Genomic DNA, 13,568 nt, shown 5'->3' with positions numbered 1-13,568 from the left:
GCCGACATTGTTCTAACATTAATGATGGGATGATAACAAAAACAATTTAGCTTTATGGAGACCTCTATGTCTTGGTTTAAACGAAAATCAATAACGTTACCTAATAGTACAAATCAGGGCATCAAAATTCTTCAGCTAACTCATGCTGAACTGTCTGAAACTACCCTGTCTGAATTGATGTTTCCAGAAAAGAAAACACAATTAATCCTTGCCTTTGTATCCTCTAATCTAGACTTTGAAAGCACTGTTGAAAAGATTCAGCGATTCACACCTTACTGTGAAAAAGTCGTTGCTGTGATGACAGCAGGCGAACTTAACAGCCAACAAGCAAACTTTTATCAAACGACCGATGGAAAATGGGACTCAATTGTCTTGCAAAGCTACAGTGAAGAGCTTCTAGCATCCACTGAAATAAAAACCATCCCACTGCATTGTGAAGACTTAAAACAAGGCAAAGCAACCAAAAACAAGCAAGATAGAATTCAAGCTATTCAATCCGAGATAGAAAAGATAAATGTAAAAATGGCCATCAACTACCAAGATACTATTGCCATTACATTTATGGATGGATTGTCGTCTAGCGAAAACTTCTTTATGAAAGCCCTATATGATAGCCAGCGTTTTCCTTGTCATTTCATTGGAGGCTCAGCAGGAGGGAAGTTAGATTTCAAACAAGCGTCTGTCTACGACGGCAACAAAGTTGCTCATAACTGTGCTGTGGTTATTTTTACTAAGCTAGCAGACAATATCCGCTACGGCATACTAAAAACACACAACTTTAAAAAGACTGATCGCTCTTTTTATATTGCAGAATCAGACCCACAAAAGCGAACTGTTACGACAGTCATTTCTAAATCTACTGGCAAAATCGTCAACATGGTTGACCACCTTTGTGACTATTTTAAATGCCAACCAAACGAGCTAAATACAAAGTTAACGAACCACTCTTTTGCAGTTGAAATTGGTAATGAATTATTTATACGCTCCATCGCCAGCATTGATTTAGATAACAAGATCATTCATTTTTTCTGCGACCTAGATTTTGGCGACGAGCTTATTCTGGTGGAAGCTAAAGGATTTGCCGATAGCACCAAACAAGCCTTTGACGCGTTTATGAAAGGCAAGCCTCAACCCATAGCGATGCTGGCTAATGACTGTATTTTACGTCGTTTAAATAATGCAAAAGCCCTCAAAGAGCTAACCGCCTTCCAGAACATTAACGCCGCGGGTTTTTCTACTTTTGGCGAGCTATTAGGTGTACATATGAACCAAACCCTAACGGCCTTATTTCTATTCAAAGTGTCAAAAAACGAACCATTTTCGGACCCTATTGTCGATAATTTTCCGATTCACTACAGTTATTTCAAAGAATTTTTTACCTTATCTAGATTGAATAGCTTAATGCAAATCAATCGTTTACAGGCAGACCTGATTAACTATCTATCTGAATATCGCCCTTTACTTGAACAAGTGGTCGTCAGTTTTAATAAAATCACAAAGTATTCACAGCAAACAGAAGCGATTATTAGCGATGTAAGCGGTACTTTCCATGAACTAAGAAATGATATTAATGCGCAAGAAGATGGCCGCAAAGCACTGAATGGAAACGTGGCTCAGCTGAAAAACAACTCGGAGCAAGTGCTTGCCATTTTGAAAGTTATTTCGGGAATTGCTGATCAAACTAACCTTCTCGCACTTAACGCTGCGATTGAGGCCGCGCGAGCAGGCGAAGCTGGTAGAGGTTTTGCTGTCGTTGCCGATGAAGTTAGACAACTATCTAAAAACACTCAAGACAGCTTAAATAAAACGGGAGAAACGATCTCATCTGTCACCAAATCAACTGGCTCTATCAGTCAGTCGATCGAAAGTATTGAACAGTTCATGTCTCGACTCACCAATAATACTGGCGAGTTAACGGCACAAATTCAATCCCTAGGTGATGCTTCTAACATAGCAAGTAGAGATGTCAGCGAGAACATACAAGCGATTCAAGATATGACTGCTCGCATGTCTGAAATAGATAAAGAAGTCGAAGTAATCGAAAGTCTAAAGCAGGCTAATAACCTGTAACTCGATAAAGTGAAGTTTACTTTGCTAGACTTCACTTATTCTCGCAGCCTGTTATTATGCGGCCTCACCATGTCCTGGGTAAAAAATAAATGAATAATGAATCCGTTGTCTTGGAAGAACTTACCGTCTGGAGCACACCGCTCTTTATCACACAAATGCCAGACCATGACTTTCTAAAAGAAGCGTTACTTGCTGCGGTTTACCAACAAAAGGCGATTCAAACCACCGCCATTGAAAGTAACATCGCCCCAAAAGCTAAATATGCCTTACACGAAAGCACCTTGGATTTTTTAGACTTGGCTGACGCCAACATAATGGAAGCTAAACGCGCTTTAGAAGAATTGATTCTAGAAATTGCCACTTCCGTCAACCAAGCTTTCTGGCCCGACGACATGGAAGCTGACGCACATATTATCGAATCTTGGTACCACGTTACACAAAAAGGCGGTTACCACGATGCCCACTCGCACCCAAATTGCTCTTGGTGCGGCATTTATTATTTAGAACCTGGCGATGCTCATATCGAAGGCAACGGTGGCCTAAATCGCTTTTATGATCCCAGAGTGAATGCCGAACACTACGCAGACCCAGGTACCGCTTACCTTGGAGGGCATGGCGTATGGGATTTCACACCAACAGACGGACAGGTCATTATATTTCCTTCCTACCTAAAACACTCCGCCTTACCGTATTTTGGAGAAAAAGATCGCGTCGTCATTGCTTTTAACAGCATTATTGAAGCGTATTAATCACTCGAACAATATACCTCGACCAAGACTGAGCCTATTTATACAGTAAATTGGCTCTTCCCTTGCCTCTTTTTACGCCCCCTTTTTACAATAAATTTCATAAGTTTCTATTCAAAGATTCACAATGGAATGCTATTTGTAGTAATTTAACAAGGAATGTTTCATAACCACGGGGAAGTCTATGCGTTTCCAGTTTGATCAACTCAGCGGCAGTCAGCGCTATCATCTGATCACACAAACCATCACGCCGCGCCCCATTGCGTGGATCATGACAAAAAATGAGAACGACAGTTTTAATCTTGCTCCGTTTTCTTATTTTGCTCCAGTTTCTTCTGATCCAGCCCTTCTCATGGTGTCTATTGGTAACAAGACCGCAGAAATAACCAAGGACACAAAATACAACCTCCAGCGAGAAAAGGAATGTGTTTTGCATATTCCAAGTGGAGATGTCATGAACGCCGTTAACGAGAGTGCGGCAACGTTACCGTACGGTGAGTCAGAGTTACCTGGGGCAGACCTGTCCCTGACCGATTTCACTAACACATTGCCTCGTATTGCACAGGCAAAAGTGGCATTTCACTGCAAACTATTCGACCTGCATACATTAGGACATTCATCATTCGATGCGATTTATTTAGAAATCATAGATCTGTATCTTGATGACGATCTGATGATGCAAAAAGACAATCACTTTGTCATTGATAACAAAAAGCTTAATCCCCTTTCACGACTAGGTGGCAATGATTATGCCCTCCTAGGTGAGACAGTCACGATCAAACGTCCTAGCTAGGGCAATACAGATTTGAGGTACTAAAGATGGACGTAACAAAACAAGTACAAGCTTTCCCCTTTATGGCAAACGTTGACGCAGAATTAGCGACGGCAATGACCAGTATGGCAAGCATAAAAACACTCAAAGCCGGTGAAATACTCGCCAAGCAATTTGAAATTGGCCAGCACCTCTATTTTCTTATTGAAGGTGAAGTGGCTATTTCTGTTCCACTTCAAGATACAGGAAAGTCTTACAATGTGGGCCTAATACATAACCCTCTTTCTCCTATAGGGTGGTCTGCGTTCCGACATCCATCACGCTATGCCACAACATTTACTGCCACAAAGTCTTCCACTTTACTCTTTTGGCCCATTGTTGAGCTACAAAAAATTCTCGACGCCAATTTAAACTTTGCCAACAAGTTTTTACAATTTGTCTATCAAGAGTCTTTACCTGTTCTCACCGACATTCAAAACCAAACTCGCCCTTTTTTCTCTAACGAATCTTTGGCGTTTGAAGAAACTCGCCCACTAGTTGATTCAGAAACACAAACACATGCTCTCAAAGATGCCATCAGCTTGCTCAATTACGCACCGTTCTGCGAAACATTTACGCAAGCTGAAATACACACTTTGGCGAAAAAATCTTCTATATTATTAGCTCATCAAGGGGATATCATAAGCCAACAAGATCAGCTTGCTGATGGCTTATATCTGCTCATAAAAGGCAAGGTGGTTATCAGCTATCAGACGGAGTCTGGCGATATTATAACAACTCGTACAATCGCACGTGCGGGTACTGTGTTAGCGTGGGCCACTCAAAATGGTAGCATGAAAAACCGCACGTCAATTATCTCCTCACGAGACAGCAGCATCTTACGCATTAAACGAGAAGATTTATTAGACATATTTCAAGATAACCCTAAATTTTCAGTAAAATATCTCTATCGCCTCATTTGGTTAGTCGGTGCCCACCTGCTTGCAGCCCGCATGCGTTATCTTTCTCAGATAGCCAATGACGAAGTTCTTGCGGTCAGCAATGTCATCGAACAAAATGCCGCACTATTACCCGTTAGCTCACCTTTGTATAAGGTTAGTGAACTATTAAAAAGCGCCATTACAACAGATGAAGCCTTTGGCGTCCTCTACAAATGCCTGCATTTTGGCTGTGTGCTAGAACGTACTATTTCAGGTATGTGCTTAGATATTTTGAAAGACTTACAGCGCGAAAACGCTTTTTATCGCCATCTGCAAAATGTCTATGACACCATCAACAACCTACCTAAAGACACACCTGCCCTTGATGCGAGACGTTTTGGAACAGAGCTATTTAAGCAAGCATTTCAGCAAGTTCCCTATGTGATCAAAGGGCTAGAAAACTTACCGAAAAAAGCGGGATCTTTATTTATTTATAACCACTTACTTGGTTCCCCAACCAATCGCCTACCAAATGGTTTCCGTTTTTCTATGGACGCGCAATTTATCAGCGCGATGATCATAGACAAAGAATATGGTATTTCTGGACAACGAGTCGTGCGTCGAAGCAAAGAAAGTGAGTTTTGGCGTGATGATTTTTACGGTCGCTTTGGCAATATTTTTATTAATAGCTGGGACAATCTCACCAAAGACACGCCAGAATACGATGAGTTCATTAAACAATCACAACAGACCTTACAAAACAACTTTCCGCTGATGATATCGCCAGAAGGCCAGAGTTTTGGCACACATCAATCACCTGGCACCTTTTTACCTCATGCTTTTGAACTCGCTGGCTCTATGGGCTCTGACGAGCCATGGATAGTTCCTATCGTTGTTGCGAACTTTGATAAACGAGCGGATCACAATTTATATACCGTCATTATCAAACCCGCGTTTAAGCTGTCTAGCCGAGTCGACTACAAAGATAAAGCCGCTTTAAATCAATTCCTTATGGCCTATCAAGAAGAATACAAAGGCTACGTCGAAGAAGCCGTCGAACTATCCAGAGAGATACGACAATACCCGATATTCAGCGGTAAAAATGGCTATCGTTCTAACGTGATGAGCTTAAATCAGATTGATATCGAGTTCGAATCCGATGTCCGTGAACTAGAGTTTCATCTTGCTCACCAGAAATATAAAGAGCAGCCAGTCGCGTTTTATGGCTCATCAACCATGCGTTTATGGCACGATTTCACCCATCACTTCCGCGACAAGGATGGTATAAACCTTGGCTTTGGCGGGGCGACTCTAGAAGCTTGTGTGTACTATTTTGAACGTATCATTTTGCCTCATAAGCCTCGTTCTATGGTGATTTATGCAGGCGATAATGATATCGGCAACCATTGCGACAGCAATAAAGTGGTGGACCTCTATATCGAACTGTTACAAAAGATAGATCGTCATTTGCCTGGCATTCCCGTCACACTCATTAGTATAAAATGCAGCCCGGTTCGCTTGAAAATGCGCAAAACCATAGAAATAGCCAATCAGCAACTAGTTAGATTGGCAAAAACTCGACCTAATACACAATATTTGGACTTGTTTTCTACGCTGTTAGACAGAAAAGGAGACATAAAGGAAAACCTTTTTGAAGGAGACAAACTGCATTTGAACCACAAAGCGTATGAGCTTTGGACCAATAAATTGTTGGAAACAGAAGACTTCATCTTTAAAAAATAGTGCCTTCTACTAACGATAAAAACGCTCACTGACTGTTTAATCACTATCCCACTATTGGTTAAACAGTAAGCGAGCGTTTTTTATTGCGAAAAAAACACTAGACAAGGCGGAAATACCATCCAATAAAAAGTCGGCCATGTATTGACCTTTCGCGAAAAAAAGGTGAGCATAGAAAAACACTCTATGTTAAGAATTCAAATTAATTTATGTATAACAATATCTTAAACAAACATAACGGCGATAAACGTAAGGCGAAGAAGCTTTGCGGCGCTGACGTGTGGAAATAAGATTCAAACAACTCCTGGCAGCATTCTCGCTGACGGTTTACCTATCTTTTCAGCAGAATGCATACCGGCCTAAATGAGGCAACAGTATGTTTTACGGTGCAATAACAGCATTAGTCACTCCTTTTCGTAACGGTCAATTAGACGAAGATGCCTTGCGTAATATCGTACGCTGGCAAATTGATCAAGGCATCAATGGTTTAGTACCAGTTGGCACAACGGGGGAATCGCCCACATTAAGCGAACACGAACACAAACGTGTTATTGAAATTACCGTACAAGAAACCAATAAAGCCGTACCCGTTCTTGCTGGGGCAGGTTCCAACAACCCTGTCGAAGCCGTTAACTACTCAGAGTTTGCTTATCAAGCTGGTGCGGATGCAACATTGCACGTTGCAGGCTATTATAATCGCCCAAATCAAGCTGGCTTGTATGAACACTTTAAACACGTACACGACAACAGCAAACTCCCGATCATTCTCTATAATATTCCGCCACGCTCAGTTGTTGGCTTGGAAGTAACGACTATGGCTCGCCTTGCTGAATTACCAAGAATCATTGGCGTTAAAGATGCAACTGGCGACTTAACCCGACCTATTCGTGAACGCGCCTTAATCAATAAACCTTTTAATTTCTTAAGTGGGGACGATATTACTACGGTGGCTTATAACATCGGTGGCGGTAATGGCTGTATTTCGGTGACATCAAATGTAGCCCCGAAACTCGTTGTCGAGTTACAACGTTTGTGCCGAGAAGGCAAATATGTAGAGGCCGCCCAGTTGCAAGATAAATTATTTGCCCTACATACCGCGCTGTTCATTGAACCCAACCCAACAGGACCAAAATATGCCATGTCATTATTAGGCCTGTGCACCGAAGAATGTCGTCTGCCTATGGTGCCACTGCAAGACAGTACAAAAGCGACAATACGCCGCATCATGGAAGAATTAGAACTCATTTAACAACGAACAAACTAATAAGACAGCCCATACTAAAAAAGTTGGGCTGTCTTATTAAAACCCCTTATGACTAGGACTTCGCCAAACGAACCACATAAAGTAAGATAATCGCTCCCACTGTTGCGGTAACAAGCGACCCTAAAAAACTACCTGAATACAAACCTAATAGTTGAAAAGTAAAGCCGCCAACAAAAGACCCCACAACACCAATAACAATATTACCGACCAAGCCGAAACCCGCTCCTTTCACAAACTGACCAGCTAACCAGCCGGCTAATGCACCAATCAACAAAAAAGCTAAAATTTCCATAAAGTCATCCTTATATTGTGTATAGCATAGTCTTTTAGACTAGCATCTATTTGTTTACACACCTAGAAAAGCACTTAAATTCTCCATACTGCTACCGCGTTTATTCTTTTTTCTGTTACTTTGTCATGAAAGCATCATGCTTTTTCAATAAATATTGATACAGTGTCTACGGGTTACTCGAACTCTCTTTTAAACATGGTTACGTTAAGCTTTGATGAGGAAATCTAAATGGGTAAGGTACATTTCATAGGTGGAGAAAAAGGCGGTGTAGGCAAATCCATGACCGCGCGAGTATTGGCACAATATTATATCGATAACAATCAGGCCTTTTTAGGATTTGATTGTGATGCTTCGCACGGTACCTTCTCACGCTTTTACAATGAATTCGCCTCTCCTATTTTAATTGGCGAAGAGGACAGTTTAGATGGCATGCTAGCGGCTATCGAGGAATACCCAGATCGTGATTTAATCATCGACTTAGCCGCTCAAGCAGCTCAGCCACTAGGTAAATGGATTAAAGAAACGGATGTTTTTGGCTTACTAGACGAAATGGGATATCAAGTCTGCCTATGGCATGTTATGGACGATGGAGCGGACTCAGTCACATTGTTAGACAATTTGCTCGATCGCTATACACAACCTTCTGTTGACTTTGTTGTTGTGCAAAACCTCGGACGTGGCAGTGACTTTTCTCGCTTCCAAAAATCAGAGACGTTTAAAAAAGCCATGAGTCGTGACGCTTTAATCATCGAATTACCCAAACTGCAAAGCAAGCTAACACAAAAAATTGACTTCAATAACAGCAGCTTTTGGGCCGTAGCCAATGATAAAAGCATCATGAACATTGCGGAACGTCAGCGCATGAAAGTCTGGCTGCGCAATACTTATGAGCAGCTAGCACAACTTGGCTGATAGTTATCGGTTTGAGTATCACAAAAAAGCCAACAGACGTTGGCTTTTTTGTTTTAACTATCGATGAATAGAAGAAATTACTCTTGAACATCCATATACTTATTCGCCCATACACGGTTTTCTTCTAGTGTAGAATAACGCGTGGAAAGCTCAGAAGCATTCAAGGTCCCTTCAGCAATACCGCGCTGTTCACGCAGGCAATCGTAGGTCGCTTTAATCGCCGCAAAATATGCAGCGTGACCATTGACTACAATACGCACGCCATTGGCGGCTAAACGTTCGCGATCACGCAATTCCGGGTTGTCGTAAGCCACCAACATAATTGGAATAGAAATATGCTGGCTAATTTCTTCTAGATGCGCAAAGTCACGAATACCCACCATACAGATACCATCAACACCAACGGCTTGATACGCCTTAACACGCGCAATGGTTTCTTCCGTCGTCAACTGACCTGCATTCGTGCGCGCAATGATACTCATAATCGGATCAATACGCGCTTCTAACGCCGCTTTTAATTTACCAACAGCCTCTTCTACTGGAATCAAGTCTGTCGATTTATGACCATATTTTGCTGGCAACAAAGTGTCTTCTATAGTCAATGCTGCTACGCCAGCACGCTCCAGTTCCACAATAGTTCGCATCACGTTCAGCGCATTACCATAACCGTGATCCGCATCGGCAATGATTGGCAAACGGGCAACACGACCAATTCGAGTGGCTTGCTCAGTAAATTCACTTAACGTAATCAAAGCAAAATCTGGTGCAGCTAAAACCTGCAAAGATGCAACAGAGCCACCTAAAATCCCTACTTCAAAGCCAAGATCTGCTGCAATACGAGCCGACATAGGATCGAATGTCGAAGCAGTGTAGTAACATTTACCGCTTGCTAGTAATGCTCGAAAATCATTACGCAAATCGTGCTGGGAAGGTGTTGCCATAAATATACTCCTAAAAGATGTCACTAAATGTCATATTGAGTACCTTTCACGCTGTCACAAGCAAAACCAAAACGAGGCAAAAACAAACAACAAAGCGAACACTTACATGGAGATAAGTGATATGGCGTCGCAGGACACTAAAGCCATACTCATGGCGTATAAATGAGCATTTCGGGATTGTTTTTAACAAAGTATTGACGAGAGCAGTAGTCGTGCAAAGATCTCATATAGTGTAAATGCGGCATATTATACTCCCCTTGCGCTTTTGCTTCATCTGTAACAAACCGATTGGTTAGGTTTTGTAAGTAAATTACGACTAAAAAAACGAAGTTTTTTGAAGAAATGAAAGGAATTTACAATCTATAAAAAAAGAGATGCCATTGCTACTGATTAAAAGCTCTACATCATAACAAGCTGAGTGTCTAAATAAAAAAGACCTGCCTATGTTTATAAGCAAGTCTTTCTGTCTAAAAATTCATATAACGATCTAAGAAAACACATTACTACATGCTTTGAGGAACCTCACATACAAAGCTTTTCGCACTTTCTACGTCCCCCTTACCATCATAGATCGCTATACTAGGATAAGGACACAAAGGACGAGTTCGCGTTGCACTCCAAGAAGCTGGCAGTTCTTCATTAACGCCACCAGGGTTTCCTACCCCACGTGCTGTGGCAATCACTTCTTTAGGTTTCTCCCCTTTTTCAACCCAAGCCACTAAAGGCGTCAGCATGTCAAATTGATCTGTAGACTGTCCGCCGCGGCAATGGCCCATACCAGGCACTGGATAAAATTGAGCAAAATCGCCAGCCTGCCCATTATTTTCGACATCTAACGCCTGATACCAAGCTTCGGTGTCCTGCACAGAAAAAATAGCATCGGACACACCGTGATACACCATAATTTTGCCGCCCTTGTTTCGCAAAGCAGACATATCTTCTGGTGCAGGCGGTGTCATAAAAGACATCGCAGATTCCTTATAAACCGCTGTTGTTGCATTTACTTTTGCCACTAAGTCGTCAATATTGGCATTCCAAACAAAATCCGCGCCATTGAAATTGCGAATACTGTAGTCTTTTAATTCAACTGGCGGCGTATTAAAAATCATGGCTACCGCCCCTGAATCTCGCTCAATGGGTGACGAATATTCCCAAACCAATTGGTCTCTATTATTGATACCGGCATCATATGGAAAAGAGGAATAGACACGCTTACCCTTACTCGTAGTCACCCCTTTAAAAATACTATCTATGGCATCTTTTTGTGGCTGAGTAAGGCAAGTTCCATCACGATCTACCTGACAGGTTGCCACGTCGGTTTGAATACTAAAAGCCGTTTGACAAGCCTTATAGTCTTGAATCATGTCATCTTTAAGACCGTCAAGTGCATCACATTTAGCCAAAATAGCGTTTGAAACGGTGGCACGTTCAGTCGGTGTAAAAGCAGTTTGCAAATCAGCTTTATTGGTATTTGGGATCGAAGCATAGACATGCGCTCCTGCAATACTAGCTACCGCGGCAAGTGGTAAACGATAGCCTGGCGCTCCCACTAAAATACCATCATATTCATCAGCATATCGTGTTGCTGCAATCATGGCGTGTCGACCACCATTCGAGCAACCCGCAAAATAACTACGGTCTGGCCCTTTGCCGTAAACTTGGTTAATGACCGTTTTTGCCATCGGCGTTAACTTCGCCACAGCCTGATAACCATAATCAAGCCGTGCTTGTGGATCATAAGCAAATGTCGGCAGCGGTTTATCATGACCCGCATCGGAACTAATTACCGCAAAACCTTGCAACAAGGCGCCCGTTAACGGACCGCCACCTAATGCGCCATCAGCGGTTCTAACAGCACCATCTAAACCACCGTTTGCTTGGTATAAGAATCGCCCATTCCAGACTTTCGGTAAACGTAACTCAAACCCAATTGCATATGGCTTACCATCAATCTCACCGATTCGCTCATGCATTTTACCTTTCACTAAACAATGCTCTTCAATATCAGTATCGCCTTGTTTCAATGCGCCTTTAAGTACGGTTTCAACAGAATCTATTACGGTATCTTTCGCAACCAAAAGTGAAGAAAAACCTTCACAACGAGTCGCTAGAACGGAGGACGTTGCTTCACTCAACGATGGGATATGCGCTGCAGATGCTGCATTAGTGGTACCACTATAAACAGTCAGACCGCCAAGAGCGAGAGCCAATACGCTTGGTTTACATAAAAACGGATGCATGGTTCACTTCCTTATAGTTTTAATAATTATTGTTTTACTACTTTATTGTTTTCCACCACAACAGAGTATAAGAAAGCGACACCAAAACGACATCATTTTTTTTGCTCAAAGCATTCAAAAAATGCACAAATTAAAGGGTTTAATGTTGTAATTTTCCTACATAAAAAACCATAAAATGTACTTGAAAGCTGCGTTTTGAAATAAAATTTCCTATTTTGTGAAAAATCGCTCTATTTAGGGCTACTTTTTGTACAGCGAAGCAGTGACAGAGACAAATTCTAGGGATAACATACTGCCCCAGCATCCCCCGTGCGCCCTTTTATGGTTTTCAATCCTATTGATAATGTTAAGGTTCTCAAATGAACGCTTGGTATCTCATCTGCTTCCTCTCGGCACTAGCGGTTTTCATCGCTTTTACCAACCAATATATACTCAAAATGCAAACAACAATTGCCATCACTACAGGCTCCGTTGTTATCTCTTTACTGCTGATTCTTGCGGTCAAAATGCTCGGTGACGAAACAGCGGTTTTCATCACACAAGTGGTTTCCGACATAGACTTTAATCAGCTACTTCTAAAAGGCATGTTAGGCTTTTTATTATTTGCAGGAGCATTAGAGATTGACCTTGCGGCGTTAAAAAGACAACGCTGGGAAATCACTATTTTGGTGTTATTCTCTACGTTAGCCTCTACTTTTATTGTCGGTTATCTAAGTTATTACGTGTTTGCTCTGCTCAACTTCCCAGTACCACTTATATACTGCTTACTATTTGGTGCTTTGATTAGCCCGACTGACCCGATTGCAGTGTTAGCGATTATCAAACAAATGAGCGCACCACAAGGTATCTCAATTCAGGTTGAAGGAGAGTCTCTGTTTAATGACGGTGTTGGCTTAGTGATTTTTACCACTATCTTTGCCGTGGCTTTCTACGGTACAGAAGCCAGCTTTCAAGAAGTCGCCGAGCTATTTTTAATCGACGCCATTGGCGGTATCGTGTTTGGTCTTGCTATCGCTCTTGTGGGTCACTTTGTGATTATCAACTGCAAAGACATAAACACTCGTTTACTCGTAACTCTCACTATTCCTTCAGCTGGCTTCGCTTTGGCAAATATCTGGGAAATATCTGGTGCTCTTGCCATGGTGACCAGCGGCATCCTACTTGGCAATATTACACGAGCAAAAGCGTCTAAACGCAGTGGACCAGATGGAACCCGTTATGTAAAAGATTTTTGGCATGCGACCGACAGCTTTTTAAATGCTCTACTTTTCCTAATCATAGGCATGTTGATCGTAACTATGCCTTTGACATGGGAAATTATCGGTTTAGGCTTGGTTATGGTACCAGTCGTTCTACTTGCCCGTTTTATTAGTGTTGGCAGCCCATACCTAATTTTCAAACGCTATCGTGAATATGATAAACACTCCGTGAAGATTTTAACTTGGGGTGGTTTACGAGGCGGTTTGGCTCTGGCGATGGCAGCGGCTATTCCAACCAATAAAATGATGATTGAAGGTATGGATCTACACGACGTCATCGTTATTATTACCTATGTCGTGGTGATATTCTCAATCATTGTGCAAGGCCTCACTATTTCACCTTTGATACAAAAAAGCATCATAGCCGCGAAAGAAAAAACAAAATAGCTTCATGCCTACAGGGTAACCGTCA

At 41.9% G+C, this 13,568-nt stretch carries 10 protein-coding genes; 7 read left to right on the top strand and 3 right to left on the bottom strand.

Features of this window, described 5'->3' with window-relative positions:
• Nucleotides 1–66 precede the first annotated feature (66 nt).
• From AC0L6V_RS02175 to dapA, 5 genes are all read left to right on the top strand, one after another.
• Nucleotides 67–2,070: a methyl-accepting chemotaxis protein gene (locus AC0L6V_RS02175; protein ID WP_265217151.1), complete on the top strand. Its 2,004-nt coding sequence runs from the start codon at nt 67–69 to the stop codon at nt 2,068–2,070.
• Between the two features lie 89 nt (nt 2,071–2,159).
• Nucleotides 2,160–2,819 carry a 2OG-Fe(II) oxygenase family protein gene (locus AC0L6V_RS02170; protein WP_265217148.1) on the top strand — a complete coding sequence of 220 codons (660 nt, stop codon included), beginning with the start codon at nt 2,160–2,162 and terminating at the stop codon, nt 2,817–2,819.
• 181 nt (nt 2,820–3,000) lie between these two features.
• Nucleotides 3,001–3,609, top strand: coding sequence for a flavin reductase family protein (locus tag AC0L6V_RS02165; RefSeq protein ID WP_265217146.1), 609 nt, complete (start codon nt 3,001–3,003; stop codon nt 3,607–3,609).
• 26 nt (nt 3,610–3,635) lie between these two features.
• Complete coding sequence (locus AC0L6V_RS02160) at nt 3,636–6,251, top strand: cyclic nucleotide-binding domain-containing protein (protein WP_409419294.1); 2,616 nt, start codon at nt 3,636–3,638, stop codon at nt 6,249–6,251.
• 373 nt (nt 6,252–6,624) lie between these two features.
• Nucleotides 6,625–7,497 (top strand): 4-hydroxy-tetrahydrodipicolinate synthase, encoded by an 873-nt coding sequence (dapA, locus tag AC0L6V_RS02155; protein ID WP_265217142.1) that lies wholly within the window; start codon nt 6,625–6,627, stop codon nt 7,495–7,497.
• 67 nt (nt 7,498–7,564) lie between these two features.
• Here dapA and AC0L6V_RS02150 read toward each other — a convergent pair whose 3' ends face one another.
• Nucleotides 7,565–7,804 (bottom strand): GlsB/YeaQ/YmgE family stress response membrane protein, encoded by a 240-nt coding sequence (locus AC0L6V_RS02150; protein ID WP_111606559.1) that lies wholly within the window; start codon nt 7,802–7,804, stop codon nt 7,565–7,567.
• 228 nt (nt 7,805–8,032) lie between these two features.
• Here AC0L6V_RS02150 and AC0L6V_RS02145 point away from each other — a divergent pair, with 228 nt between their 5' ends.
• Nucleotides 8,033–8,716, top strand: a complete 684-nt coding sequence (locus tag AC0L6V_RS02145; protein WP_265217139.1) for a P-loop NTPase family protein — start codon at nt 8,033–8,035, stop codon at nt 8,714–8,716.
• A gap of 77 nt (nt 8,717–8,793) precedes the next feature.
• Here AC0L6V_RS02145 and AC0L6V_RS02140 read toward each other — a convergent pair whose 3' ends face one another.
• Both AC0L6V_RS02140 and AC0L6V_RS02135 read right to left on the bottom strand, forming a co-directional pair.
• Nucleotides 8,794–9,657, bottom strand: coding sequence for an isocitrate lyase/PEP mutase family protein (locus tag AC0L6V_RS02140; RefSeq protein ID WP_111638628.1), 864 nt, complete (start codon nt 9,655–9,657; stop codon nt 8,794–8,796).
• A gap of 503 nt (nt 9,658–10,160) precedes the next feature.
• Nucleotides 10,161–11,897, bottom strand: a complete 1,737-nt coding sequence (locus AC0L6V_RS02135) for a tannase/feruloyl esterase family alpha/beta hydrolase (protein WP_265217137.1) — start codon at nt 11,895–11,897, stop codon at nt 10,161–10,163.
• A 359-nt stretch (nt 11,898–12,256) separates the two neighbouring features.
• On the opposite strand from AC0L6V_RS02135, the gene AC0L6V_RS02130 reads away from it, so the two are divergent.
• Nucleotides 12,257–13,543, top strand: coding sequence for a cation:proton antiporter (locus AC0L6V_RS02130; protein ID WP_265217136.1), 1,287 nt, complete (start codon nt 12,257–12,259; stop codon nt 13,541–13,543).
• Nucleotides 13,544–13,568 lie beyond the last annotated feature (25 nt).

The organism is Marinomonas sp. G8-14, from assembly GCF_055808935.1.
Note: the sequence above shows the minus strand (reverse complement) of the source record. Positions and strands in the feature narration are given on the sequence as shown.